The sequence below is a fragment of the Acidovorax sp. ACV01 genome (assembly GCF_014851495.1).
GTDB classification, from domain to species: domain Bacteria; phylum Pseudomonadota; class Gammaproteobacteria; order Burkholderiales; family Burkholderiaceae_C; genus Acidovorax; species Acidovorax radicis.
Genome location: NZ_JACUZT010000001.1, coordinates 1 through 24,760, shown reverse-complemented (window position 1 = coordinate 24,760; position 24,760 = coordinate 1). Strand labels below are relative to the sequence as shown.

Below are 24,760 nucleotides of genomic sequence, written 5' to 3'. Positions count from 1 at the left end.
CTCACTCGGCTTTGATGTTGCCTTCACGGACCACTTTGGCCCATGCAGCTGTCTCTTGTTCCACAAATTTGCTCAACTCAGCGGGCCCCATATAAACAGCAAACGCTCCCTGGTCCTCAATCTTCTTTTTGTAGGTGTCGCTCTCGACGATGGCTTTGATGGCGGCAGCCAGGCGGGCTGTGATGGCTGGTGGTGTCTTGGCAGGAGCAAAGACGGCGAACCAGCTCTCCACTTCGTATCCTAGTAACCCGGCCTCAGCAGCAGTCGGGACGTTCGGAAGCGACGGATGGCGCTTGGGGCCGGCATACGCCAGAGCCTTCAGCTTGCCCGATTGGACGTGGCTGATTACAGATGGCGGCGTCGTAATGAACATATCAACTTGACCGCTGATGAGGTCTGTGATGACTGGGCCTGCGCCTTTGTAAGGCACGTGCGTCAAAGGAACTTTGGCTTGCTTGCCAAACATCTCCCCTGCGATGTGCTGAATCGACCCATTTCCCGAGGATGCGTAGAAAAGTCCTTTGGAGTTCTTCTGACCATAGGCGATGAAGTCCTTGAGATTCGTCACTGGCAAGGTACCGCTGACAGCCACAACATGCGGGGCGCGCATCACGAGTGCGATGGGAGCGAAGTCAGAGGTCTTCCAGCGAATCTGCGAGAACAAGGCAGGATTCCCGACGTGATAACCCGAGTACTGCACCAACAGGGTGTGGCCGTCAGCGGGCGCTCGCGCAACGAACTCTGTGCCAATGTTTCCGCTTCCGCCCGGCTTGTTGTCGATTACAACCGCCTGTCCCAGTGCTGTTTGCAGTTGCTCACCAATCAGTCTTGCCACGATGTCGGTCGAACCGGCTGGTGCGCTGGGCACTACCAACGTGACCGGCTTACTGGGATAGGTCTCTGCGTAGGCTCCGCCGAGAACGGTGGACATCGCGATGCCCAACAATACATTTCTACGAATCATGTCTGTCTCCTTTTTTTGTGGCAAAAGCAACCCCAGCCTGGCGCCGTGAGGACATCCAGGTTGAGAGGGTTGGGGGAGTGGTGAGCGGCTAACTTGCAGCCGCTGGCTCAGAAATCTCGATGAGGTTCAGGTCCGGGTCGCGCAGGTAAATCGAGCGAATCTTCGAGGTCGCTCCGGTACGCATAACGGGCCCCTCGACGATGGGAACCGAGAGTTTTTGCAGGCGCTCAATGACCTGGTCAAGGGGGATGGAGGCCAGGAAGCAAAGGTCTAGCGCGCCAGGCACAGGCGTATGCGCCTTCGGCTCAAATTCACGGCCCTTCACGTGCAGATTGATTTTCTGATTGCCGTACTTGAAGGCCTTTCGTTCCACGGGCGGAGTGCCGCCAATGAACGACTCCAATTTCATTCCGAGCACTTCGGTATAGAACCGGACGCACTCTGCTTCATAGGCGGTTGTCAGTACGAGATGGTCGAGGTGGCTAATCATGGCGGGGCTTACTTCTCTGAATTCGTATCGCGGGCGAATGCACGGGCCTGGATTTCCTCAAATCCAGCGGGTGGTGCATGGCGCTTGAGACGCTCTCCTGAACGACTCACCTGGGCAGGCAGTTCATGACCGACCAAGCGCTCCAGCTCGTGTGCGGCAGAGATGAGGCCGGGAACACTGACTCCTGTGTCGTAGCCCATCCACTGCAGCATATGAACCACGTCTTCCGTCGCAACGTTGCCGGAAGCGCCCGGCGCATAGGGGCAACCTCCGATTCCGCCCAGTGACATATCAAACTGACGGATACCTGCTTCCACTGCCGCAAGCGTGTTCACCAGCCCCATACCGCGCGTGTTGTGAAAGTGGCCGGTGATATTGAGCTGCGGGTACGCCTTGGCGACCGATTCGCAGATGTGGAACACCTGGGTGGGATACGCCATGCCGGTGGTGTCACACAGGGTGACGCCCGTTGCGCCCAGTGCTACAAGTTTGCCGACGAGGTCCAGCACGTCGATTTGGGGTACTTCACCCTCCATAGGGCAGCCGAAAACGCACGATAGCGAGACGTTCACCGGCACCTTGGCGGAAAGTGCCAACGCAGCTACATCCCCCAGTTAGCGCAGCGACTGCGGCCGTGTCATCCGCAGGTTCGCCAGGTTGTGCGTCTCGCTGGCGGACATCACCAGATTGAATTCATCAACTTTGCATTCCAGGGCACGCTCCCCGCCTCGGACGTTGGGAATCAGCGCGGTGTACACGACACCAGGTGTCCGCTGGATGCGGTGCATGACCGCTTCCGCATCCTTGAGCGCGGGAATGGCAGTCGGCGAGGTGAAGGAGGTCACCTCGATTTTTGAATAGCCGAGTCCACTCAGTTGGTCGACCAGTCGTACTTTGTCATCTGTAGCCACAAAGACGGCCTCGTTCTGCAGCCCGTCCCGGGTGGCGACCTCATTGATTCGAAGCTTGATTCCGTTACCTTCACGCATGTTGAGCCTCCACTGCGTTGCGTTCTGGCCAGCCGACCATCTTCGAAATTGCCGCTGTGTGTTCGCCCAATAGAGGCGCTGGGTGGTGGATTCGGCCCGGTGTGGCGCTGAGTTTGGGCACGATGCCAGGGACCTTGATGCGCGCGCCATCGGCCGTCTGCTGCTCCACAATCATTTCGCGAGCGATGTATTGCGGGTCATGGACGATGTCCTCGACCGTGTAGACCTTTCCTGCAGGAACCTTGGCTGCGCCTAGAACGCTGAGTACTTCCTCCAGCGTCTTGGTCAGTGTCCATGCCTCGATGGCAGCATCTATCTCCGCTACCCGCGCGACGCGGCCATCGTTTTGTGCCAGAGCCGGGTCTTGCTCAAGGTCGTTTCGGCCGATGGCTGCCATCAGCCGCTTGAAGATGCTGTCACCATTGCCTGCGATGAGTGCATAGCCTCCGTCCGCACAGCGATAAGCGTTGGTTGGGGCGATTCCTGGCAGCGCGCTGCCGGAGCGTTCGCGCACGGCACCGAACGCGTCGTACTCAGGCACCAAGCTCTCCATCATGTTGAAAACGCTTTCGTACAGCGCCACGTCAATCACCTGACCTTTGCCGCCTCTGGCGTCCCGGTGGTACAGAGCCAACATGACGCCCAAGGCACCGTGCATGGCAGAGAGGCTGTCTCCAATCGATATTCCGCATCGCACTGGAACTCGCCCTGGTTCGCCGGTCAGATGCCTCAAGCCGCCCATGGCTTCCCCGAGGACACCGAAGCCCGGCTTCTCGCGATAGGGCCCGGTCTGCCCGTAGCCGGAGATGCGAAGCATGATGAGCTTGGGGTTGAGCGCGTGCAGCGTTTCCCATCCAAGCCCCCAGGCTTCCATGGTTCCAGGCTTGAAGTTCTCGATGACGACGTCTGCCCCCTTCAGCAACGCACGGGTTGCTTCCTGGCCTTCGGGCGTTCGAAGGTCTAGAGCGACGGAGCGCTTGTTGCGAGACTGGACCTCCCACCATACAGAGGTGCCGTCGCGGAGCATCCGCCACTTGCGCAGCGGGTCACCCACACCGGGCGGCTCCACCTTGATGACATCTGCACCGAAATCGGCCAGTGTTTTTCCTGCGAAGGGGCCTGCAATCAGCTGCCCGAGTTCCAGTACCTTGATTCCGTGAAGTGCTTGCACGTTCGCCTTTGCTGTTGTCTCTGGGGGAAATGTAGGACGGCATAAGCTATCGCGGAATTGCTCATTTAGGTATCAGTGTTCGCGTTTTGCGAAAGCTCCTAGAATTTGGCAATGGCCACTCTCATCAACCCTGCGCGCATCGACTTCGTGACCCTGCGGCTCTTCTGTGCGGTAGCGCAGTTGGGTAGTGTCACACGTGGGGCGGAAGCGTGTAGCCTCGCTGTGTCAGCCGCCAGCCGCCGCCTGGTTGACTTCGAGAACGCGACGGGAACTAAGCTGCTGGACAGAAGCGCCCGAGGCGTGAAGCTCACTCCTGCCGGTCACCTGGCGATGCAGCATGCGTTGCGACTGTTCCAGGGCTTTGAGCAGTTCAGTAGCGAGATTTGGGACTACAACAAAGGCACTCGTGGTCATGTTCGGCTGTGGGCAAATATGTCTGCGTTAACCGAGTTTTTGCCGGCGTGCTTGTCGACGTTCATGACTGAACATCCCGACATTCATGTCGAGCTCGAAGAGCAATTAAGTGGAGATATTGTTCGAGCGGTTGTAGACGGTGTCGCTGACATCGGTATCTTTGCAGAGAACACGCCGGTAGGGGACCTCAGTGTTGAGCCATTCCTGCAAGACCAACTTGTCGCTGTGTGTGCCCACGACCATCCCCTGGGGAGAAAGAAGCGAGTGAGTTTTGAGGAATGTCTCAAGCACGACTTCGTCGGTCTGAATCGCGGCAGCTCCCTGCTTGAACTGACCTCTCGTTCGGCAGAGCAATACGGTCAGGTGATGCGAGTTCGTGTGCAAGTCCGCAGCTTTGACGCCATGTGTCAACTCATCAATGCAAATCTAGGCATTGGAGTGCTACCCCTCGGAGTCGTGAGGGAGACAAAGCCCTACCCTTTGAAAGTCGTACAGCTCAAGGAGCTATGGGCAAAGCGCAAACTGTTGATTGGCGTCTCTCAAACCTGTTCCTCTGCCGCACTACTGCTGCGTTCGCATCTGCGAGAGTTTGCGGGTACGGCGCATGGGTAGTGAACGCGCTCGTTCAGCTACGATCAGAATCAGAACGATTTGTCAGCATTTGCTACATATGGAGCAATATGGAACGTGTAAGGCGGCTCTAGGCTGGTTGGGGACATACGGTGTCCGCCTCGAATGAGTACTATCGGTCAAGAGCAGCCAGTGGCGGCTGGCGAAAGCGGACTCTCAACGTTGGGTTTGGCCGGCACGCAGCGGCAGGCAGACTGCGTGGAGCTCAGCATCATTTTTTTCTCCACTTGGAAGTTGCGCCTACCACCCAGCGAATCAGCACGGCTAAGCCTGCAAACACGGCGGCACACGGGACGAAGTAAAGCAAGAACCATATTGCAAGGTGCGCGGCCGGAACAGAATTCGATAGGGCAAGTGCCGCAGCGGTCGAAGCGAGCAGAGTAGGCAACGCATAGACGCGCGTCGCCTGCCTCGCCGAGTGGATGCAAAGCCTTAGGAAGGCAGACAAGCCCAATGCCGCCACAAAGTAAACGAGGATCTCAGGTCCCATCGCGCGGTCTAACGTTGGACGTAACGGGCGCCAGAGCGCAGCCGAAGGAACCAAATTGCGGAGCAGTTTGGCGTCCCGTTGCCGGACTTGTTAGGCACTGATCGCCTGTTGCAGCGCCGTAATGGACGCTGTCCATTCATGCGAACCGGCCTCGTCCCAAAGCTCTTTCAACTCGGAGTCTTCACCGACAACTCGTGCGAGTACTTGCTTCGCCTTTTCCAGCAGTTCAGGACTTGGCTGAATGCTTACGGACTTGACCCACTCATCAATTTTTTCGGTATACGAATCGGCCTGAGTGCCTCGACCTAGTAGCTTGGCTAAAACCTCCACGGCCGCGATTGCATTGGAGCCCTCCGGGGCCTCTAGATAGTCTTCAACCTCCAAAGCTTGGTCCAATGCCGCTTCGACAAGCGAGAGATCACTTACCCCCTCCAGGTCGTAGGCCCAGTCATTTGCGTCGTCGTTGCCAAATGGTTCGTGTGACCATGCTCCCATTCGAGTTCTCCTTGGTGTGTGGAATAAGCGGCGTGCCTAACTTAATGTATCTCGCAGAATTTGCAGGATAAGCATGGACCATGCGGGATGTTCTGGACGCTGTTTCCTCCTGAAAGCGGCTTGCAGCCTGGGTTTGCAAGCGTAGGGCTGTGGAAACGTTCAGGTACAAAGATTCTTGCAAACCCCGCAAGCTTCAGCTGAGCAAACTATAGCGCGCGAACGCGCAAAGGCAGGGGTGACGGCGCTCAAGCTTGGGCCGCAAGCAGAGCAAATGACCGGATTGGAGAGTTGCGCTCAACGTCGCCTTCGGGCCCGATAGCGTCCCTCGCCGTCGGGCAGAATTCGGCCAGAAGCAGTCGGTGGCAGATAGTGAAAGCAGACACTCAACGACGAAATTCAGTGGACGTCCAAGGGGGCCGCTGCAATGACCTCTTCAAGCGCAAATCAACATGAACCACTTTCCAGCGCGAGCAAAGATCCCAGAAAGTCTTCGAAGGAATCCGGAGGCGCCGGGTAAAACGGCGCTGCTGCAGCCTGAGCAGTAATGAACAGTGCAGGCACTCCGACAACTACGATCAGCCGTGATAAAACAGGCCGTCGTCGATCAAGCGGAACCATCAACGCGGCGAGGGTAGTTGCGCCGAGTACTATAAGAAACGCTTGCCTGTGCCATGGAAAGCCACCACACGCAAAGGCTCCGAAGTAGGCACCGCCAAGTAGAGCCGTGACAACCGACATGAAGGTGAAAAGCCAACGGGTCATTGTGCTTGTATCCCGCAAATTTAGTGGTATGAATTTTCTTGCGTCTATGCGACAAGCCCTTACCGCACTTGCAGTCGTTGCTCTCCTGTTCGGTCATGGCGCGTCGCAAGGCGCTGGGAATCCTCGTCCTATAGGCAAGAATTGTGCACTTGCGGTGCCGCCACCGACGGCTGGCGAAGAAACCAATCACGGGGCAAATCTACGCATCTTTCCGCGGGCGAAGGACATCAACGCTGAATACACCGGATGCCAGGCGCTATTTGCCGATTACGACGGCAAGTGGGTTGTGGTGTCGCTGACGGAGGTCATTAAAGGTGATCCGATTCGCATCTGGTCAGAACAAGAACCGAATGACGTTGCGATGTCTTGCCGCTACGCCAAAGGCAGGGTAGTTCGCGGCGATCCAGACACGTGCCCTATGGCAGATTTCATCCTTATGAGATCCCTCGCTCCAGGCTGCGTGCAAATCATTCGACAGTCGGGTGCCAAGCACGGCCTCGGCGCACCCCTCTCCCCAGCCTGCGAATATGAATAACACTGAGACGCCTATCGCTTCCATTCAATGTCCAAAAATCCTTGCCCGCTCCATCCATTCCCGCAAGTGTTGCGGACTAAATTCCGTTAGCGGTAGAAGATGCTCCGCTACATTGCCGCCTCCGTGCTCGCCTCGCTCATCACAGCCCTACTCTTCATTCAGTTCGTCCTGCCCGATGTAAGGGAATCTTGGCGGCAGCAAGGATTCAGAGAAGGCCAGACCTCAGCGCGATGGGAGGCGTCGTCAAAACTGAAAAACGCGTTCTTGGCGGACCCGTCAAATTGCAAATACGTATCTACGATTTTTGACGTTAAGACTAGAAGTGTGCAATCCGTCGAATGCGCTCACGGGCGCACGCTTGTTGTTGTGGAGTAACCATCTCAGGGACAATCGCGTGCCTAGACCGCCTTCGCACCAACTGCTGAGGCCTCAAGCCATTCTTTGACGTCCGGCTCTTGCTAGCCGCGACCAACTCTTCTGGGCCCGAAGCCGACGGCCGTGCGCCTTGTACGGCCGATGCCAACTGTCTAGAAGATTCGGTCAGGCCCGATCGGCAGCCAGCCAATTTCGCGAAGGAACGCGATGCTCGCTGGAAGGTGGCTGTGTTGGCGATCCAATTCCGTGGAAATCGTTAACGTGGGCACTCTCGCGCTTTCGATGAGTTCGTCGCAACGATGTGCGTAGTCGGACCAGAATTCATGCATGCCAAGCTCACCCTCCCATTGTCGAGCCTGAGAACGCGGTGTCCCTTCAAGATAGGACGCGACTTTGCCGGACCAGCCTGGGCCTCGGTGCAGCGCAACGCGGTGAGAATGCTCCCTCGCGTCGATGGGGCGAAGGTAGATGAGACATGTCGAGACCGCTCGAACTACGTCAGTGAAGCGCTGGAAGTAGCCTTCAAGGTCATCTTGGCCTTGCTCCAGCATGAATCGGACAGTTGACTGAAATGCGCTGCCTTCAAGGATGTGCCACGAGTCGGTGCGTCCAATTCTTTCAACGAACCTGCTCCAGCTATGGAGGCAGTTCTCATCGAACTTTGGGTGTTGCCTGGGTCTCTTCAACGCTGACGGATGAACCGGGTGATCACCCGCCTCCTCCAAGTACCAATGGCTTTGTAGACCTGTATCGCACAAGAAATCGCACAGGTATTTCGCAAGCGTGCTTTTCCCAGAGCCAGGAATTCCCTCGATCAAAATGAGTTTCACAATTTCGACTGCTGATTTCTGAAATTGGATGGAAGCGTTGGACCGATCGGGTGCATGACCGCTCCTGGCCGATAGTACGCGTTCGATGGCCACGTCTGGATGACGGCAATCGCTGCACAACAGCCGTAGACATCAAACGGCAACCACGGCGAACCCTTTCGTTTACGAAGCCAAATTCTGATCTCACGTCGGGGTCAGAAGTACGTTTCCCCCATTCCCAACGTTCATACAGGAACCTTTTCCGCTACTCGATCCGCTATCCAACTGCGCACCGCTCGAGCAGACCATGACGCGGCCCTTTTTCCTATCTTGACCGAACGTGGAAATCGTCCCCGAGACATTTCTTCATATAGCGCGGAACGGCACATACCAGTTAGACGCAGGACCTCCGGAAGCCGCATGAGACGGTCATCCTCACTTGCGACAGTAAGCAATGCCGATCCGTTACCGCTCAACAAAGACAGCGCCTCTTGCAGAAGGCTTGTAGCGCGCCCCAGCGTTTCTACATCGCAGCTGTGTCGATGCGATTGTGCTTCCTTGGTCTGTCCGAATGTCCGCATCGCCTGAACTCCTGGTCGCGCGGCATCTCGCCGCAAGATCCGTAGGGTGCCAAGGAAGTCCCGCCAATTCCACTCACGGCAGCGCAATGGAGCGTATGCGAGCGAAGCCGCTGGGACAAATACCTACGCCTCACGCCTCTACGGCTCCGGCACTTTGAACGACCGGCCCTGAATTCTAGAGACCGATGGCGCACGACCCGAAGCATCCCGCTTCAGTTGACCCTATTTCCATCAAATTTCAAGCACCTGATGCGTTGCTGGTGGCGCCCAAGGCTGTTTTAGGCTGAACCCTGTTTTCACCTTTGGAGCTGAGAGTCTTGAACCCTCGATCCCGCGCAATGAACGCCGCAAGCATGTGCGGGATCAGGGCTATCGCATCCACCGGCACCTGGTGCATCCTCCCATGCACCTCTGCATAGGCGTCCAACTGAGCTTTCAACTCTGCCGTTAGTGTGATCGTCAGCTTCACCGCATCCGACCGCGGCAACGCCCCCAGACTCAATCGGTTCGCCGCCTTGCTCATCGCGCCTCTCCCCGCTTGAAGAACAGCGGCTGATACGGTCGCAGCACCAGGTCCTTGCTCACCATCACCCGCACCGGAAACCCCGGCCGAATCGTCAGCGTCGGCTGAATGCTCATATTGCGCTTGATGATCTCCTGCCCCACCTGGTTCACCGCATCCTGCGCCCCTTCCCGAGCTGCAATCACGACGCGGTTGCCATCCGTGCGGCTTTCGGGCGCAGCCAGCTCCGCCCCCACGCCCAGCAACGTGGACAAGGCCGCCCCGGCCAGGATACGGTCCCAGTGCCAATCCACTCCATCCTCCAGTCCTGCATACCCCGCAGGATCAATCCCCGGCAGCCGGTCCAGCGCCACCGACGAGGTATCCGGCAGGATCAACCGCGTCCACACCAGCAGCACCCGCCGCTGCCCGAACGCCACCTGGCTGTCATAGCGCCCCATCAAGCGCGACCCCTGCGGTATCAGCAGATGCTTGCCCGTGGCCGTGTCATAGACCGCCTCGGTCACGTTGGCAATCACCTGCCCCGGCAGGTCCGAATTGATCCCCGTCACCAGCACGGCAGGAATGACCGTCCCCGCCATCACCTGGTACGGCGAAGCCGGCATCTGCAAACTGCCGGGATTGCGTGTCCCACCTTCCCCAGCCTTTGCCAGAAACGCCTCCTTCGCATCCTGCCGGTTCTGCACCGCGGTCGGATCGGCCGGTGCAGCCTGCGCCGACGCACCGGCCATTGGATCAAACCCTTGGTTCCCCGAACCCACTGCCTGGTTTCCAGCTACAGCATCTGCCACCACCGGCTTGGCGCCCGTTCCATGCCCACTGCCCCGGAAAAAAACCGACGACTTCGCAGCCTCCTCGGCCTGATCCGAATCCACACCCGGCGCCCGCATCTCCATCGGCTGCTGCGACTTACCGATGGCGGGCCCAAGATCCCCGGGCAGCGGCGGCCCCAGCACCGGCGGGGCCGGCTTGGCCAGCCCCGCATAGTCCTTGGGCAGCCGCTCCAGGTCCTCGGTGCGCGCAATGCGGTCCACATTGAACAACTCGGTGCCCGCACCCCGGTCCCGCCGGCTTGGACTCAAGGACCACAGCGTGGCCCCCAACACCGCAGCACTGAGCCCACCCACCAGCACCACCAACGTGCGGCGATTGAGCCGCGTCACCGGCCGCGGCGAAGCCCGCAACGCCATGGCCTCGGGATCGGCCTTGGGCGCTGCCGTGTTCGACGCCTCCGGCATATTGCTCGTACCCATGTCAGTTCCTCCGCACCGAGCTCACGCCATCTGTGCGCTCGATCCGCACCACCTGGGCCTTGTCCCCGCCCAGCCGCAGCTCGGCCGCGCCGAAGAGCCGGTCCACCACGTAGTACGGCGCGCGGAACCGGTAGTTCACCAATTGCCCATCACCCTGCGGCCCTATCACGAACAGCGGCGGCAATTCGCCCTTTGCAATGCCGCCGGGGAACTGGATGTAGACCTTCTCCCCATCGTCGAAGGCGCGCAGCGGCTTCCAGGGCGGGGAATCGCCACTGACCGCGTAGCGGAAGCGGATCTGCTCCAGCGTCATGCCCGTTTCCACCGGCGCACCAGCCTGCGCCTCGCGGGCCTGCTTCTGCAGCGCCAGCATGCGGTCCTTGGGGTAGTCCCAGGACACCGATGCCATCCAGGCCTGCGGCGTCGAGGACAGTTCCAGAAGATAGGTCCGGCGGTTCGTCGTGATGACGAGATTCGTCTTCAGCCCCACCCGCGTGGGCTTCACGAGGACGTTCACGCGCAGGTCCGCGCCCGAACCGCTGGCCGTGTCGCCCACGATCCAGCGCACCGTGTCCCCGGCCGAGACCGTCACCAGTTCCTCGCCGGGCTGCAGCGCGATGACCGTGACACGCCCCGGGCTCGCATAGACCTGGTACAGCGCCCCGTCGGCATAGGGCCAGACCTGGATCGCATTGACATAGCCCTCGCGCGAAGGAGCAATGCGCGCCTCCTCATTGGCCTTGGACACCCTGGCCTTCTCGTCAGCAAGCTCGGGAGCCAGCTTCCCATCGGCCTCGCGCCCCACAGGCTTCAACTGCCCCGGCAATGCCAGCGGCTGCGGCACCGCTACCGCCTCCACTGGCTTGGGCGTCTCCGGCAACAACTGAGCGGCCCTCTCCTGCCTGGGCTCATCGAGCGAGATCTCTGGCGGCTTGCGCGGCGACGCGCAACCTGCAGCCAGGATGACCAGCAGAACCACCGGCAGTACGGAAACACGGCTTTGTGCATTCATGGCTTCTTCACTCCTTCGGAGGTTTCGAGTTCACGGGTCCACGACAGTCCGTTGACGTAGATGCCCAGGGGGTTCTTCCGCAGCCGCTCTTCGGTGCGCGGGGCCTGCAGCACGATGGAAAGCACAGCCGTCCAGCGGTCCAGTCCTGCCGCCTCGCCATTCACATATCGCCGCTCGGTCCAGCGCACCTGGAACGAGGTGTCGCTCGCCCGTACCACACTGTTGACCTGCACCGCCACCGACTGCTGCCCGATGCGCGAGAACGGATCATTCGTGCGCGCATAGTCGTTCAGGACCGCCGCCCCCTTGTCCGTGGTGTAGTCATAGGCTTCCAGCCAGCTTTGCCGCACCACGATCGGATCAATGGACAGCGAACGCACACCGCTGATGAACCGCGCCAGGTGAAACGCAATCTGCGCATCCGCTGGCTGGTAAGGCGTGGCTGCCTCACCGACAGCCCGCACCTGCCCGGCCTGGTCCACTTCGATCACATAGGGTGTCACGATGGACTGCGCCGAGCGCCAGACCAGCCCACCGGCCATCAGCAAGGCCAGCGACAGGGAACCAAAGGCCATCAGCCGCCAGTTCTTGGCCTGCACGCGCGCACTACCGATGCGCTCGTCCCAGACCTGCCCTGCAGCCTGGTAGGGGGTGATGGGCTCGGGCGTCTCCGAATACCGCACCCGGGGTCGTTTGAATCGCATGGAGGTTCTCCTCAAGAGTTCGAGTCATCGCGCAAGCTCGGCCCAGAGCCGCTGCCCCCGTGGTCGCCCGAGCGCAGCGCGTGCGCGGCCGTCGTGGCGGCGTTCGTGGCCTGCTGCCTGCGCCGCATGCGCTGGGCCCAGGCGGGTTCGGTGGTGGGTGCGGAGGTATTGGCCTCGGATGTGGTGTCGGCAGCCATAGCGGCAGTTGGTGCTACCGCTTCGCTGACAAAGCCCGCGACACGGTCCTTGACCGCCTTTGCACCGGTGGCAACGCGCTGGCCCGCAGCAGTTGCTCCGGTCTTGGCAACGTTCCTCACCCCAGCGCCGGCTGCCCGTGCGCCGCTGCCGCCCGAAGCCGCAGCGCCCACCTGGTAGGCTGACTTCGCACCACTGGCCAACGCACTGACAGAACGTGCAGCCGAGGCCCCGCCACCAATTGCCGCCTTGGCCACACCGGGTGCCAAGCGGGCCCCTGCGGCCACGGCCGAGCCAGCACCGGCAACGGCCGCGCCACCAGCGACAGCCAGACCGGTGGCCCCAATGGCCGTGCCCACTGCCGCCCCAGCTCCGAGCTGTGGCGCCCCCGAGACCAGCCCGGTCGCAATTCCCGGCCCAAAGATCCCCAGGCCCAGCATGGCCAGCGCCGCCAGCATGATGACCAGCGCATGGTCGATGGAGGGCTCCGCCCCCGCCGGTGCCCTGAACTCCGCAAACAGCCCTGAGCCAATCCCCACGATGACGGCCAGCACCAACACCTTGATGCCCGACGAGATCACATTGCCCAGCACCTTCTCCGCCAGGAAGCTGGCCTTGTTCCACAGCGCAAACGGCACCAGCACAAAGCCCGCAAGCGTGGTCAGCTTGAACTCGATCAGCGTCACGAAGAGCTGCACCGCCAGTACGAAGAAGCTCACGATCAGCACCAGCCAGGCCAGGAACAGCACGGTGATCACATCGAGGTTCGCAAACACCTCCGGAAACCCCATCAACTCGCTGATCTGCACCATGATCGGCCGCCCCGCATCGATGCCCACCTTGGCCAGTTGCCCCGGCCGCAGGAACTGCGCCTGGGTCATGCCAGAGCCCGAGGCGGTCAGCCCCAGCCCCGCAAACGACTGAAACAGAATGCCCGCCAGCCGGTTGAAGTTGCCGATGATGAAAGCAAACGCCCCCACATACAGCACCTTCTTGATCAGCCGCGCGATCACATCGTCGCCCTGCCCCGAAGCGTGCCCCATGGCCCAGAACAGCCCGGCCAGCGTCACGTCGATCACGATCAGCGTGGCGCTCAGGAACCGTACCTCGCCGCCGAGCAGGCCAAACCCCGAATCGATGTAGCGCGAGAACACATCGAGGAAGCGGTCGATGACCGCCACGTCGTTCATGGCGCTCAGTCCTTGGGGACGGTGCTGGAGGCTGCGCTCGCGGGCGACGATGCGGGTGGCGGCGCAGCCGGTATGTGCGCTGTCCCGCCACCCATGAAGCGCTGGCGCGTGGCCTCGGCCACCGCGTTGCACTGCGCATCACCCACCTTGACGTGGTCTGCCTTGCATTGGGCGCGCAGTTTCCGGAGCCGTTCGGGGTTGGCCACCAGCGATTCGACGGTCTCGGTGGCAGGAGTTTTGTCGCAGCCAGCCACCAGCAGCGCGACGCACATGATCAGAAGGGGCTTTGACTTCATGGGTGCCTCCTTCTCATTGACCATAAAAGCTGACCGGCGCCGCCGTGTACGGCGTACCCTCGCCCTGGAAGCGCCGGCGCACCTCCCGCGCCCGCTCCTGCACCGCCACCTGGCGTGCCTGCTCCAGCGCCACAGCGCGGTCCTGGGTGATCTGCAGCTGCTGGGCCTGCATGGCCTGGCGCGACTGCAGAGCCAGCAGCTGATTCGTCGCCTGCATGGCCTGCAGCGCGCCCACGGCCGACTGGCTGCGGTTGACCAGATCCGTGAGCGTGCGCTCGTCGCTCGCGAAGTTCTGCACAGCCTGCGACTGCACCTGGGTGGCGGTGCGCAGCGCCTCCAGCGAGTTCTGCCAGCGCTGGCGCGCATCCAGCGCCATCTGGTTTCCCGAGATCGAGGCGGTGTACGCCTGCGGGTAGAGCCGCCGGAACTCGCCTTCCATCTGCTGCACGTTGAAGGCCAGCCCCTGCGCCTGGCGGATCAGCTGGTTCGTCGCAGCCAGGGCCGCCCGCAGCTCGCCCAGCTTGCTGGAATCCAGCTTGGCCAGGTTCAGTGCATCGTTCTGCAGCTGGCGGATCTGGTTGTTGATCTGCTCCAGCGTCCGGGCCGCCGTCAGGATGTTCTGGGAGAAGTTCGAGGGATCGAACACAATGCGGCCCCCAAACATCTGGGCCTGCGCGGGCACGGTCGCACCAAGGGCCAGTGCCGCCACGGCCGCCAGCGCCACACGCCGCAGTTGAAACGTCATCTTGCTGTTCATGAAAACCTCCTTCAGTAGGTTGAGATCGCGGGAAGCGGGAGAAATGTTGGAAACGAAGGGATGAGGTCCGCAGCCCAGTCCAAGCCGCAATGGCGCAGCCAGGCAGCTGCAAAGTCCTGGGGTGCTGCCGAGGCCACCGCATCGATGTCGCGCTGGTGCTCCTGGGAGGAGGCCCCCGCAAACGCCAGCGCCACAGGCCCGAGCCCCAGGTCAAACACCCGGTTGCCCAGCCGGGACTGGTAGTAGTAGTCGCGCTTGGGCGTGGCCTGCGCGACGATGTCGATCTGCCGGCCGTTGAGGCCGAAGCCTTCGTAGATAACCCGGATCTGCGGCTCGGTCGCCTGCGGGTTGGGCAGAAAGATCCGGCTCGCGCAGCTCTCCACGATGGCCGGCGCAATGCTGGAACCTTGGATGTCCGCCAGCGACTGCGTCGCAAAAATGACCGACACGTTCTTCTTGCGCAGCGTCTTTAGCCACTGCCGGATGCGGGTGGCAAACACCGGGTCGTCCAGGAACAGCCAGGCCTCATCCAGGATCAGCAGCGTCGGCGCTCCATCGAAGCGCTCCTCAAAACGCGCGAACAGGTAGGACAGCACGGCCAAGGTCGCCGCCTTGCTGTGCATGAGTTCTTCCATCTCGAAGCACTGGACCGATGAGGAACCCAGCCGGTCCACATCCGCATCGAGCAGCTTGCCGTGGGCACCGCCCAACACATAGGGCTGCAGCGCCTGGCGCAGGGCATTCGACTGCAGCAGCACGGACAGGCCCGTTAGGGTCCGCTGCTCCACGGGAGCGCTGGCCAGGCTGTTGAGGGCGGACCAGACCGCATCCTTCTCAGCGGGGCCGACGGATATTCCTTCGTGGATTAACCGACCCTCGACCCACTCCGACGCCCAGGCGCGATAACCTTCCTGTTCGATGCGCGCCAGCGGCTGAAAAGCGATCTCGCCATCCAGCCCCAGGTCATAGTGTTCGCCGCCCAGCCCGAGCACGGTAGCCCGCATCGAGCGTCCCATGTCGAAGGCGAGGATGCGCGAGTTCGGGTAGCGCCGGAACTGCAGCGCCAGGGTGGCCAGCAGCACCGACTTGCCCATGCCCGTGGGGCCGACCACCAGGGTGTGGCCCACGTCTCCGATGTGCGTGACCAGCCGGAACGGCGTGGCACCGTCCGTGCGCGTGACGATCAGGGGCGGCCCGCCCAGGTGCTTGTTGCGCTCCTGGCCGGCCCAGACCGCCGATACCGGCATCATGTGCGCCAGGTTCAGGGTGGAGACGATGGGCTGGCGCACATTGGCATAGGCATTCCCCGGGATTGACGACAGCCATGCCTCTACCGCATTCAGGGTCTCGGGAATGGTGACGAAGCCACGGCCCTGGATGGTCCGCTCCACCGCGCGCAGCTTCTCGTCGGCGGCGGTCGCATCGGCATCCAGCACGGTCACCGTCGCGGTGACATAGCCAAACGCCACCTGGTCGCTGCCAAGGGCCTGTAGCGCCGCGTCAGCGTCGGCCGCCTTGTTCGACGCGTCCGAATCCACCAGCGGGCTCTCCTGCTGGAAGATGGTCTCGCGCAGCAGCGCCACGATGTTCTTGCGCTTGGCGAACCACTGGCGACGCAGGCGGGTCAGCTCCTTCTCTGCTTCGGACTTGTCCAGGCACAGGAAGCGCGTGCTCCAGCGGTAGGCAAAGCCCAGCCGATTCAGGTCGTCCAGCACGCCCGGCCAGGTGGAGGTCGGAAAGCCCCGCACCGACAGCGTGCGCAGATGCAATGCCCCCAGCATCGGCGCCAGTCCACCCACCAGCGGCTCATCGGCCAGCAGCGCATCCAGGTGCATCGGTACCTCAGGCACAGCCACCGGATGCCGGCGCGTGGACACGCAATCGTGGAGGTAGGTCAGCGTCTGCGCATCGTCCAGCCAGCCGATCTCCGGCATCACGCCGTCCAGCAGGTCGAGGAAGCGCACCGATTCGGACACAAAGGCTTCTAGCCGCTCGCGCCAGTCCACGCCCTCAGTCTTGCCGTTCTCGTAGAGCAGCTTGGCCGCACGTGCTCGGCCCTCTTCGGGAGGCAGGTAGACCAGCGTGAGGTGATAGCGGCTTTCGAAGTGGCTCGCATCCTCTTCGAAGGCAGAGCGCCGCTCCTCATCGACCAGCCAGGACAACGGTTCAAGAAACACTGACTGTGGGTAGTCACCCGCCTCCCGGCGTTCGGCCTCCACGAACAGCGCCCAGCCCGAACCCAGGCGCCGCAGCGCATTGTTCAGGCGCGCCGAGGTGGCAATCAGCTCGCCCTGGGTCGCACTGTCCAGGTCCGGCCCCCGAAACCGTGCCGTGCGCTGGAACGCGCCGTCCTTGTTGAGCACGACACCCGGGGCAACCAGCCCGGCCCAGGGCAGCCAGTCGGACAGTAGCGCGGGGCGCCGGCGGTATTCGGCAAGGTTCAGCATGGTGTGTTCTCCATGGTTGCGCTCACACGTCCACTACACATCCAACAGCACGCGGTGCTTGATGTGCCGCGCGAACACCTGCATGAACTGCGCATCCATGCGCGCCCCCCAGACCGCCAGCGAATGCCCGGCGATCCAGAGCACCAGGCCCGGAATCCACAGCTGCAGGCCCAGGCCTAACGCGGCGGCCAGCGTGCCGTTGGTGATGGCCACCGTGCGCGGCGCACCGCCCATCAGGATGGGTTCGGTCAGGGAGCGGTGCAGCGGCACTTCGAAGCCGGGCACGGCGCCAGTAACAAGAGCGCCGCTCATGCCAGCACCGCCCCACCCGCGAACGAGAAGAACGACAGGAAGAAGCTCGATGCCGCGAACGCGATGGACAGGCCAAACACGATCTGCACCAGCTTGCGGAAACCACCCGAGGTATCGCCAAACGCCAGCGTGAGCCCCGTGGCGATGATGATGATCACCGCGACGATCCGCGCCACCGGCCCCTGGATGGATTCGAGGATGGACTGCAGCGGGGCTTCCCACGGCATGTTGGAGCCGGCGGCGCGCGCCGGCAGGGCAACGGCCAGCAGAACGGTCGCCACGGCGGCAGCCTGCCAAAGAGGGTTTACGGAAGCGCGGGAATGCGTCATGACGGTTCTCCAGGGGTTGAGGAAGGTGAAGGGGAGGAAGAAGAAGCGGAAGAGGAAGAGGAAACCCAAGGCAGCGGCCCCAGCGTGGTATCCAGCTGGTAGCCCTGGCTGTCCTGCCCGGTGATGCGAGCGATCTCGCGCACGCGGCGTGCACGCCCCCGCCCGGCGATGAAAACGATCACGTTGACCGCCTCGGCAATCAGCGCCCGCGGCACCGTGACGGAGACCTCCTGCACCAGTTGCTCCAGGCGCGTGAGCGCGCCCAAGGCGGAGCCCGCATGCACGGTGGCGATACCGCCTGGGTGGCCCGTGCCCCAGGCCTTGAGCAGGTCCAGCGCCTCGGCGCCGCGCACCTCGCCGACGACGATGCGGTCCGGCCGCAGGCGCAAGGTGGCACGCACCAGGTCGGCCATGGTGGTCACGCCCGGTTCGCTGCGCATGCCCACGTGGTCATCCGAGCGGCACTGCAGCTCCACGGTGTCTTCCAGGATCAGTACACGGTCCCGGGTCTGGGCGATCTCGTCGAGCAGCGCGTTCGCCAGCGTGGTCTTGCCGGTGCTGGTGCCGCCCGCCACCACGATGTTCAGGCGCTCGCGCACGGCCGTGCGCAGGAAGGCAGCCTGGGCATCGGACATCACGCCATCGGCCACATAGTCCGCCAGCGTCAGGATGCGCAGCGCCCGTTTGCGGATCGCAAACGACGGTGCGCGCACCACGGGCGGCAGCACGCCCAGAAAGCGCTCTCCGGTCTCGGGCAACTCGGCCGACAGGATGGGCAGACCCGCATGCACCTCTGCACGCACATGCGCCGCGACGAGGCGGATGATGCGTTCAGCTAGCGGAGCCGGCAAAGAGGTGCCCGTGGGTTCGCGCCCCGACCCCAGCCGGTCCACCCACAACGAGCCGTCCGGGTTCAACATGACTTCGACGACCTCCGGGTCTTCAAGCGCGGCGGCAATCTCCGGCCCCAGAGCCGTGCGCAGCATACGGATGCGCCGCTCCAGCGACACGGCGGCATTGCCGGCACCCTCGCGGCCCGGATCCTGCTCAGGCTCGCGCGCCATCGGCACTCCCGGGTTCAGGTTCTGGCTCCGGGCTGGCGCTGGCCGGCTCGATCTCCTCGTGCACCTCCCGTACCAGGCTGCGGCCGCGCTGCAGGTGGCGGGCCAGCTGCTCGATGAACTGGGCATAACGGGCCCGGCCCTGGGCGCGTGCGGCATCCTGATGCCCCTCGGGCACGGGGATCGACACCGTGAGGTAGTAGCGCAGGTAGAGCGCCACGGTCTCGATGAGGATGGACTGGTCGCGCTCCAGGCGATCAAACTGCCGGGAAAGCCGGTCCAGCCGCTTGGCGGTGGCCGCTTCGCGCTGGTCACCGCCATCGGGCGAAAGGAAGGAGGACAAGGCCGCCGCAATGACCGAAGACTTCGAAACGCCCCGATGGGCAGCCAGATCCTCCAGCCGCTTCGCGTGCTCCGGCTCGATGAAGATATTCAGTCGCGAGCGGCTCATAGCGCGATCCCGTCGTCCGGATCCAGCGCCGCCAGCCGCGCGGTGCGCATGAGCTGCCGGTCCACGTCCTGCGGCCGCAGCGGAACATCGTCCTCTTCGTCCAGCACCAGCAGATCGCCCGTGCTCGGCTCGTCCACATCGACCGGTGCGATCTCCAGCTCGGGCTTAAGCTGGTGCCCGCCTTCGTCGGCAAACCCGCCCTCCCCGTCCACCCTCGATGCGCCCGGTGCCACCAGCGGCGCCAACCCACTCCAATCGTCCGCCCGCGTTGCCGGCCGATCTGCATACGCCCCTGCGACCAGCACCGGCGCCTTCAACACCCTGCCCGTGAAATTGCGGTCTTGGTAGTAGCGTAACTTCTTGGCCCTGATGGGTGGATGCCCCGACACCATTACCACCTCGTCCTCAGGTGACAACTGCATGACCTCGCCAGGTGTCAGCAGCGGCCGCGCAGTCTCCTGCCGCGACACCATCAGGTGGCCCAGCCAGGGCGCAAGCCGGTGACCCGCGTAGTTGCGCTGGGCGCGCAGTTCGGTCGCAGTGCCCAGAGCCTCGGAGATCCGCTTGGCAGTGCGCTCATCGTTGGTCGCGAACGCAATGCGCACGTGGCAGTTGTCGAGGATGGAATGGTTGGGGCCGTAGGCCTTGTCGATCTGGTTCAGGGACTGCGCGATCAGGAAGGCGCGCAGGCCATAGCCGGCCATGAAGGCCAGGGCCGACTCGAAAAAGTCCAGGCGGCCCAGGGCCGGGAACTCATCGAGCATCAGGAGCAGTTTGTGGCGGCGCGCGATGCCGTCCGAGCCATCCAGCGACTCGGTGAGCCGCCTGCCCACCTGGTTGAGGATCAAGCGGATCAGTGGTTTGGTACGGCTGATGTCGGAAGGAGGCACCACGAGGTACAGCGAGACCGGGTGCTCGGCAGAGATCAGGTCGGCAATGCGCCAATCGCAGCGAGAAGTCACCTCGGCCACCGTGGGGTCGCGGTAGAGGCCAAGAAAACTCATGGCAGTGGACAGCACGCCCGAGCGTTCGTTCTCGCTCTTGTTGAGAACTTCGCGGGCGGCAGATGCCACCACCGGGTGAACTCTCTCCGCCAAGTGACGGGTGGTCATCATCCGGTGCAGAGTAACCTCGAAGGGGCACGCTGGATCGGACAGGAAGTTGGCGACGCCGCGCAGGGTCTTGTCTTCATCCGCATACAGAACGTGAAGGATGGCTCCAACCAGCAATGCGTGGCTGGTCTTCTCCCAATGGTTGCGGCGCTCCAGTGCGCCCTCGGGGTCCACCAGGATGTCGGCGATGTTCTGCACGTCGCGGACTTCATGATCGCCGCGGCGGACTTCGAGCAGGGGGTTGTAGGCAGCTGACCTGGCGTCGGTGGGGTTGAAGAGCAGGCAGTGAGAGAAGCGCGTACGCCAGCCGGCGGTGAGGTTCCAGTTCTCGCCCTTGATGTCGTGGATCACGGCGGAGCCGGGCCAGGACAGCAGCGTTGGTACCACGAGCCCGACGCCCTTGCCCGAACGCGTGGGCGCGAAGGCCATTACGTGCTCCGGGCCTTCATGGCGTAGGTAGGAGCCCTCCTTGCCGATTGTCTTTCCGAGGAATACCCCGGCAGGGTTCGTCAGGCCGGCCTCGGCGACCTCTTCCTGTTCAGCCCAGCGGGCGGATCCATAGGTGGTGACCTGCTTGGCCATGCGGGCGCGCCAGACCGCCATGGCGATGGCTGCGCCGGCGGCGAGCATGCCGCTGGAGGCTGCGATGAGACCGCCGCGGTCAAATACATGCGGAGCGTAGGCATCGAAGAAATACCACCACTCGAAAAGCTTCCAAGGCTCGTAGACAGGTACGTCGGAAACTTCGAACCACACAGGGCCCAGTCGAGGTTGGTAGCCCAGTGCATGGGCCGTCCACTGGGTCGCCGTCCACACGCCGCCCAAGGCCACGCCAGACACCACGGCGATCTGTCCGAACAGGATTCCGGTGGCTGATGCCGCCATGGGCCCCTCCTTTGCGTGTACGTTGATTCGGTGCTCGCGTGCGTTCGTGGCACACAGGCATAAGTCTGGAATCAAGCCGCCGCGCGGCACACCCATCGGGGCGTGCTGCGGCGTACGCTGGCGGGGATGGCTGGCTTATGGCTTGGGAGCCGAAGGCGAGGCCTTCACGTCATCACGCACGGGAGTCTTGCAGCAGAGGGCTGCTATGTCCAAAGCCTATGAGGCGGAGCAACGGAGGGGCCACCCCAAGGTATGTAACGTTCAATACAAAGTTGTGGCGTGAGTAATGAAGCGTTGCAGTGATTCCTGCAAGCCCGTGCTTTGAGGCTTGTGAAGTACGTAGGTAGTGAAGTGCACCTGCTCCACCAATTCAACGACCACTATGTCGGGGCGCCGCAATGTTCTCACGTGATCCCCATCGGCAACCCCTACACCCAATCCGGCAGCCACACGAGTCAAGTAGCCAGTCAACGTGCGCGCCTCAGCGACTGGTGTGGGAGAGAGCGAACACCGTGAAAGTATCTCTTTCATTTGCTTGCATAGACCGGGATGGTAGGCTGCATCACATGCAATAGCAGGAAAATTGAGTAGCTCTGCGAGTGAGAGCACCTCTCGGTGGGCCAATTCGTGGGTCGGAGAAAGTATCCCTACTACAGGGCTTCTCCATGCAGGCTGCTGGCTAACGTTGGGCTCTCCTGGAAGACCAAACGAAAATCCTGCGTCCACTTCTTCATTTTGCAGCGCCGTGAGTAGCTCTGCGGTACGCATCTCTGCAATCTCCAACGGCACGTCGGGGGAAAATTCGCGCCAGCGAGCGAGGCATTCAGCCAACTTTGGCAACGCAGTACTATCGTCGACTCCAATGCGCAAAGGCTCACGATAGCGGGCATCTGTTTCGCGAACAACACGTTTGGTGCGTTCTATGCGGACAAGTATTTTCCGTGCGTGGTCCAACAATTTTCTGCCCGCAGGGGTGAGCTGTAGCCTGCGCGCCCGACGCACAAAGAGAGCTACGCCGAGCCGCTCCTCCAAGTCCCGCATAGTTCTGGACAGAGGAGTCTGGTCAATGTGGATACGTTCTGCAGCACGACGGAAATTCAGCTCTTCTGCGACGGCAATGAAGTAGCGTATGTGCCGAAGTTCCATTGCACTTCTCCCAAAAGAATTTTTCCATCACAACCTAATCTGCCGCGCCCCGTCTCGCACTAGTCCGTCTATTACGATGCAGGCCGCGTGGATCGGCCAGGGTTTTCGTGGCCGCTGCCATAGGGGACAGGCACACCAGCTATTTCCAACATCATGTTGTCAATCAGACAGAAAACTTCCTGAGAAGTCTTGATCACATAGGCCCCAGCCATTGTCAGCTCCAGTGATCTACAGCGTCTGTGGAAAAGGGTGCATCCCAAGGTCTCTTCAAGTATTCGAAGTCGGCGGCTGGCGGTCATGAGAGCCATGTTGCAAAGCGGTGCAGCCCGTGTGAGAGACCCCTCCTGCGCGCACACTACCGCGAGCTTGAGAGATACAAAGTCTAAACGCGCGAGATTGACCAGGAGAGAGGCACTATGTCCACCTTCTGGCTCTGCGATTGAAGTGCGCTGTTCCGCTAACGGGCTGAAGACACTCATTTTCCCGGGAGCCATGTTGGGCCTGTTCACTTTGAGCAATCCCGAGCCATAGGCATTGCAATAGGCCAATTACCGCTGCATTTAATCAGCAAGGGCGGAGTTTCGATTTCGCTAGGCCGATATGCGATAGAGAATTCAATCGGATTTACGAATTCGTCAACGCGCAGCTCTGGCCAGGTATTTTTTTGCTTGCAGAACGACTGGAACGTCAACCATACGACCATCCAATTGCACGGCGGCACCTCCAGACGCAGAGTCTGCCGCCAGGACGCGCTCGGCCCAAACCAACTGTTCTTCGGTTGGAGCAAAGGCATTGTGTATAGCCTCGACCTGCTTTGGGTGAATGCACAGCTTGCCGCCGAAGCCGAAGCGCAATGCACGAAGACCGTCTTCTTTGAGCAGCTCCATGTTGTGAATGTCTATCGTTACCCCATCGATAGCAGACGCGAGCTGGGAAGCACGGGACACCGTCGTCACCTCGAAGCGCAACGGATCGAGTTCCGCCTCCCCGACAGAACACTGGATGCCAGTGTCTGCCATAAAGTCGATATGTCCCACAACCAAACGCAATACATGGGCCTGCTGCGAGATACTGCGCAGTGCGAGGTATCCGTTGGCACTTTCAATCAGTGGCAGCAAAGGCACTGTTGGGATTGCCCGGCTCACGGCGTCCAGTAGTTCTGCGGAATCGACTTTGGGAACCATAACGCCTGCAGGGGGTGTGAGGCTCGCCAGCCAGTCTAAATCTGTCTCCCCTTGTAAACCCTCTCCGATGGGATTGATCCGAATGACAAGGGGAATGCCGTGCCGAAGAAGTCCGTCCCATGCCTGCGCAATCGAATGTCGTGCAGTGGCCTTCTCCGCCAAAGGCACACTGTCCTCGAGATCAAGCACGATCGCATCGGCACCACTGCTTATCGCTTTCTCAAAGCGCTCAGGGCGATTTCCGGGAACGAAAAGAAGCGTACGCGCACTGGCAAGCGGTGAGGAGAATTTCATATCAAAAGTCCGCTCACGCGGCCATGTGTCGTAGGATCAGCGAGCGCAGTACTTGCAGCTTGCCCGTAAAGAAGTGGTCTGCGCCCGGTATAACCACGACAGGTTGCACATCGTCACGGGCCCAGGTCATCACGTTGGCCAATGGCACTCGGCCATCGGTCTCGCCATGAACCACCAGTGCATCGGAAATGCCAGAAGGCGTCAAGTACTGACGATAGCTGTCTATGGTTCCGAAAGGCATGCCGGCGAGGCATACCCGCCAAGCAGGCGTTCCGCGATCAATCAAACGGCGTGCGACGCAGGCCTGAACATAGGCACCAAATGAGAAGCCAACCAGAACCTTCCTAAGACCAGGCGTCACGGCCTGCAACAGGTCATATAGGAACAGCAGATCGTCTACCTCCCCATTACCCCCTCCATGAACGCCTTCACTCTGGCCCACGCCTCTAAAGTTCGGACGCGCAACAACCCAACCTGCTTCGCACAAAGCTCGCGCAAGAAACTGGGGCACCTTATGGGTAGCACTTCCGCCAAGCAGTGGTTGCGGATGCCCAACGATGGAAAGGCCCTTGGGTGACTCCTTAGGGATATCGAAGAGGACTTCCATTCTCCCCATGGGGCCACCAAAGAGGTGCGTGCCACTGGACTCCAGATAGCTCGGTATCACGATGCTCTCGCCAAGTCGGTGTTCACAATGCTCTAACCAGTTCCGGCACCGCCGTGAACAGGTCGGCTTCCAGGCCATAGTCGGCCACGCTGAAGATCGGGGCTTCGGGGTCCTTGTTGATCGCCACGATCACCTTGGAGTCCTTCATGCCGGCCAAATGCTGGATCGCGCCCGAGATACCCGCTGCGATGTACAGCTGGGGCGCCACGATCTTGCCGGTCTGGCCCACTTGCCAGT

Annotated in this window: 25 protein-coding genes and 1 pseudogene; 2 read left to right on the top strand and 24 right to left on the bottom strand. The window is 61.6% G+C overall.

Going from position 1 to position 24,760, the window contains the following annotated elements; all coding sequences use genetic code 11:
- Position 1: 1 nt before the first annotated feature.
- The 4 genes and pseudogenes from IB243_RS00130 to IB243_RS00115 all read right to left on the bottom strand — a co-directional run bounded on the left by IB243_RS00130 (position 2) and on the right by IB243_RS00115 (position 3,614).
- Entirely contained in the window at positions 2-964 is a 963-nt protein-coding gene (locus IB243_RS00130) for a tripartite tricarboxylate transporter substrate binding protein (RefSeq protein ID WP_192424167.1), read from the bottom strand.
- An 88-nt stretch (positions 965-1,052) separates the two neighbouring features.
- On the bottom strand, positions 1,053-1,454 hold the full coding sequence (locus IB243_RS00125) for a VOC family protein (protein WP_192424166.1): 402 nt from the start codon (positions 1,452-1,454) through the stop codon (positions 1,053-1,055).
- 8 nt (positions 1,455-1,462) lie between these two features.
- Positions 1,463-2,443: pseudogene (locus IB243_RS00120) on the bottom strand (hydroxymethylglutaryl-CoA lyase).
- Positions 2,436-3,614, bottom strand: a complete 1,179-nt coding sequence (locus tag IB243_RS00115) for a CoA transferase (RefSeq protein ID WP_192424164.1) — start codon at positions 3,612-3,614, stop codon at positions 2,436-2,438. The pseudogene IB243_RS00120 and the gene IB243_RS00115 overlap by 8 nt, the downstream one beginning before the upstream one ends.
- A 111-nt stretch (positions 3,615-3,725) precedes the next feature.
- Between IB243_RS00115 and IB243_RS00110 the strand changes: the two genes are divergently transcribed.
- Positions 3,726-4,640 carry a LysR family transcriptional regulator gene (locus IB243_RS00110; RefSeq protein ID WP_192424162.1) on the top strand — a complete coding sequence of 305 codons (915 nt, stop codon included), beginning with the start codon at positions 3,726-3,728 and terminating at the stop codon, positions 4,638-4,640.
- A 598-nt stretch (positions 4,641-5,238) separates the two neighbouring features.
- Here IB243_RS00110 and IB243_RS00105 read toward each other — a convergent pair.
- Positions 5,239-5,643 (bottom strand): DUF4259 domain-containing protein, encoded by a 405-nt coding sequence (locus IB243_RS00105; protein WP_192424160.1) that lies wholly within the window; start codon positions 5,641-5,643, stop codon positions 5,239-5,241.
- Between the two features lie 724 nt (positions 5,644-6,367).
- Between IB243_RS00105 and IB243_RS00100 the strand changes: the two genes are divergently transcribed.
- Positions 6,368-6,940: a hypothetical protein gene (locus IB243_RS00100; protein WP_192424158.1), complete on the top strand. Its 573-nt coding sequence runs from the start codon at positions 6,368-6,370 to the stop codon at positions 6,938-6,940.
- 1,429 nt (positions 6,941-8,369) lie between these two features.
- Here the strand turns inward: IB243_RS00100 and IB243_RS27390 are convergent.
- From IB243_RS27390 to IB243_RS00005, 19 genes are all read right to left on the bottom strand, one after another.
- Positions 8,370-8,546 (bottom strand): AlpA family phage regulatory protein, encoded by a 177-nt coding sequence (locus IB243_RS27390; RefSeq protein ID WP_192425289.1) that lies wholly within the window; start codon positions 8,544-8,546, stop codon positions 8,370-8,372.
- A gap of 397 nt (positions 8,547-8,943) precedes the next feature.
- On the bottom strand, positions 8,944-9,228 hold the full coding sequence (locus IB243_RS00090) for a DUF2274 domain-containing protein (protein ID WP_192424156.1): 285 nt from the start codon (positions 9,226-9,228) through the stop codon (positions 8,944-8,946).
- Positions 9,225-10,481: a TrbI/VirB10 family protein gene (locus IB243_RS00085; RefSeq protein WP_192424154.1), complete on the bottom strand. Its 1,257-nt coding sequence runs from the start codon at positions 10,479-10,481 to the stop codon at positions 9,225-9,227. The genes IB243_RS00090 and IB243_RS00085 overlap by 4 nt, the downstream gene beginning before the upstream one ends.
- Before the next feature lies 1 nt (position 10,482).
- Entirely contained in the window at positions 10,483-11,493 is a 1,011-nt protein-coding gene (gene trbG / locus IB243_RS00080) for a P-type conjugative transfer protein TrbG (RefSeq protein ID WP_192424152.1), read from the bottom strand.
- A complete protein-coding gene (gene trbF / locus IB243_RS00075) occupies positions 11,490-12,197 on the bottom strand; it encodes a conjugal transfer protein TrbF (RefSeq protein WP_192424151.1) in 708 nt (235 codons plus the stop codon). The genes trbG and trbF overlap by 4 nt, the downstream gene beginning before the upstream one ends.
- Before the next feature lie 11 nt (positions 12,198-12,208).
- Positions 12,209-13,582, bottom strand: a complete 1,374-nt coding sequence (gene trbL / locus IB243_RS00070) for a P-type conjugative transfer protein TrbL (RefSeq protein ID WP_192424149.1) — start codon at positions 13,580-13,582, stop codon at positions 12,209-12,211.
- 5 nt (positions 13,583-13,587) lie between these two features.
- Positions 13,588-13,878 (bottom strand): EexN family lipoprotein, encoded by a 291-nt coding sequence (locus IB243_RS00065; RefSeq protein ID WP_192424147.1) that lies wholly within the window; start codon positions 13,876-13,878, stop codon positions 13,588-13,590.
- Positions 13,879-13,891: 13 nt separating this feature from the next.
- Positions 13,892-14,635, bottom strand: a complete 744-nt coding sequence (gene trbJ / locus IB243_RS00060) for a P-type conjugative transfer protein TrbJ (RefSeq protein WP_192424145.1) — start codon at positions 14,633-14,635, stop codon at positions 13,892-13,894.
- An 11-nt stretch (positions 14,636-14,646) separates the two neighbouring features.
- Complete coding sequence (gene trbE, locus IB243_RS00055) at positions 14,647-17,082, bottom strand: conjugal transfer protein TrbE (protein ID WP_192424144.1); 2,436 nt, start codon at positions 17,080-17,082, stop codon at positions 14,647-14,649.
- A gap of 33 nt (positions 17,083-17,115) precedes the next feature.
- Complete coding sequence (locus IB243_RS00050) at positions 17,116-17,394, bottom strand: VirB3 family type IV secretion system protein (protein WP_192424142.1); 279 nt, start codon at positions 17,392-17,394, stop codon at positions 17,116-17,118.
- Positions 17,391-17,723, bottom strand: coding sequence for a TrbC/VirB2 family protein (locus IB243_RS00045; protein WP_192424140.1), 333 nt, complete (start codon positions 17,721-17,723; stop codon positions 17,391-17,393). The genes IB243_RS00050 and IB243_RS00045 overlap by 4 nt, the downstream gene beginning before the upstream one ends.
- On the bottom strand, positions 17,720-18,787 hold the full coding sequence (gene trbB, locus IB243_RS00040) for a P-type conjugative transfer ATPase TrbB (RefSeq protein WP_225584643.1): 1,068 nt from the start codon (positions 18,785-18,787) through the stop codon (positions 17,720-17,722). The genes IB243_RS00045 and trbB overlap by 4 nt, the downstream gene beginning before the upstream one ends.
- Positions 18,771-19,235: a CopG family transcriptional regulator gene (locus tag IB243_RS00035; protein ID WP_192424139.1), complete on the bottom strand. Its 465-nt coding sequence runs from the start codon at positions 19,233-19,235 to the stop codon at positions 18,771-18,773. Before IB243_RS00035 ends, trbB begins: the two co-directional genes overlap by 17 nt.
- Complete coding sequence (locus tag IB243_RS00030; RefSeq protein ID WP_192424137.1) at positions 19,232-21,232, bottom strand: conjugal transfer protein TraG; 2,001 nt, start codon at positions 21,230-21,232, stop codon at positions 19,232-19,234. Before IB243_RS00030 ends, IB243_RS00035 begins: the two co-directional genes overlap by 4 nt.
- 261 nt (positions 21,233-21,493) lie before the next feature.
- Complete coding sequence (locus tag IB243_RS00025) at positions 21,494-22,378, bottom strand: LysR family transcriptional regulator (RefSeq protein WP_192424135.1); 885 nt, start codon at positions 22,376-22,378, stop codon at positions 21,494-21,496.
- A gap of 71 nt (positions 22,379-22,449) precedes the next feature.
- Entirely contained in the window at positions 22,450-22,857 is a 408-nt protein-coding gene (locus tag IB243_RS00020; RefSeq protein ID WP_192424133.1) for a LysR family transcriptional regulator, read from the bottom strand.
- 156 nt (positions 22,858-23,013) lie between these two features.
- Complete coding sequence (locus tag IB243_RS00015; protein WP_192424131.1) at positions 23,014-23,856, bottom strand: CoA ester lyase; 843 nt, start codon at positions 23,854-23,856, stop codon at positions 23,014-23,016.
- Positions 23,857-23,869: 13 nt separating this feature from the next.
- Positions 23,870-24,463 (bottom strand): alpha/beta hydrolase, encoded by a 594-nt coding sequence (locus tag IB243_RS00010; RefSeq protein ID WP_225584642.1) that lies wholly within the window; start codon positions 24,461-24,463, stop codon positions 23,870-23,872.
- 82 nt (positions 24,464-24,545) lie between these two features.
- Positions 24,546-24,760: electron transfer flavoprotein subunit alpha/FixB family protein (locus tag IB243_RS00005; protein ID WP_225584641.1), on the bottom strand; the 215-nt coding region annotated here is incomplete at its 5' end.

Excerpts from the sequence above, each read along its gene's own strand:
- IB243_RS00130 (WP_192424167.1), bottom strand. The coding sequence starts at position 964 with ATGATTCGTAGAAATGTATTGTTGGGCATCGCGATGTCCACCGTTCTC.
- IB243_RS00025 (WP_192424135.1), bottom strand. The coding sequence starts at position 22,378 with ATGGAACTTCGGCACATACGCTACTTCATTGCCGTCGCAGAAGAGCTG.
- IB243_RS00035 (WP_192424139.1), bottom strand. The coding sequence starts at position 19,235 with ATGAGCCGCTCGCGACTGAATATCTTCATCGAGCCGGAGCACGCGAAG.
- IB243_RS27390 (WP_192425289.1), bottom strand. The coding sequence starts at position 8,546 with ATGCGGCTTCCGGAGGTCCTGCGTCTAACTGGTATGTGCCGTTCCGCG.
- trbB (WP_225584643.1), bottom strand. The coding sequence starts at position 18,787 with ATGGCGCGCGAGCCTGAGCAGGATCCGGGCCGCGAGGGTGCCGGCAAT.
- IB243_RS00045 (WP_192424140.1), bottom strand. The coding sequence starts at position 17,723 with ATGACGCATTCCCGCGCTTCCGTAAACCCTCTTTGGCAGGCTGCCGCC.
- trbL (WP_192424149.1), bottom strand. The coding sequence starts at position 13,582 with ATGAACGACGTGGCGGTCATCGACCGCTTCCTCGATGTGTTCTCGCGC.
- IB243_RS00015 (WP_192424131.1), bottom strand. The coding sequence starts at position 23,856 with ATGAAATTCTCCTCACCGCTTGCCAGTGCGCGTACGCTTCTTTTCGTT.
- IB243_RS00105 (WP_192424160.1), bottom strand. The coding sequence starts at position 5,643 with ATGGGAGCATGGTCACACGAACCATTTGGCAACGACGACGCAAATGAC.
- trbJ (WP_192424145.1), bottom strand. The coding sequence starts at position 14,635 with ATGAACAGCAAGATGACGTTTCAACTGCGGCGTGTGGCGCTGGCGGCC.
- IB243_RS00010 (WP_225584642.1), bottom strand. The coding sequence starts at position 24,463 with ATGGAAGTCCTCTTCGATATCCCTAAGGAGTCACCCAAGGGCCTTTCC.
- IB243_RS00050 (WP_192424142.1), bottom strand. The coding sequence starts at position 17,394 with ATGAGCGGCGCTCTTGTTACTGGCGCCGTGCCCGGCTTCGAAGTGCCG.
- trbF (WP_192424151.1), bottom strand. The coding sequence starts at position 12,197 with ATGCGATTCAAACGACCCCGGGTGCGGTATTCGGAGACGCCCGAGCCC.
- trbE (WP_192424144.1), bottom strand. The coding sequence starts at position 17,082 with ATGCTGAACCTTGCCGAATACCGCCGGCGCCCCGCGCTACTGTCCGAC.
- IB243_RS00065 (WP_192424147.1), bottom strand. The coding sequence starts at position 13,878 with ATGAAGTCAAAGCCCCTTCTGATCATGTGCGTCGCGCTGCTGGTGGCT.
- IB243_RS00125 (WP_192424166.1), bottom strand. The coding sequence starts at position 1,454 with ATGATTAGCCACCTCGACCATCTCGTACTGACAACCGCCTATGAAGCA.
- trbG (WP_192424152.1), bottom strand. The coding sequence starts at position 11,493 with ATGAATGCACAAAGCCGTGTTTCCGTACTGCCGGTGGTTCTGCTGGTC.
- IB243_RS00030 (WP_192424137.1), bottom strand. The coding sequence starts at position 21,232 with ATGGCGGCATCAGCCACCGGAATCCTGTTCGGACAGATCGCCGTGGTG.
- IB243_RS00085 (WP_192424154.1), bottom strand. The coding sequence starts at position 10,481 with ATGGGTACGAGCAATATGCCGGAGGCGTCGAACACGGCAGCGCCCAAG.
- IB243_RS00020 (WP_192424133.1), bottom strand. The coding sequence starts at position 22,857 with ATGAGTGTCTTCAGCCCGTTAGCGGAACAGCGCACTTCAATCGCAGAG.
- IB243_RS00110 (WP_192424162.1), top strand. The coding sequence starts at position 3,726 with ATGGCCACTCTCATCAACCCTGCGCGCATCGACTTCGTGACCCTGCGG.
- IB243_RS00090 (WP_192424156.1), bottom strand. The coding sequence starts at position 9,228 with ATGAGCAAGGCGGCGAACCGATTGAGTCTGGGGGCGTTGCCGCGGTCG.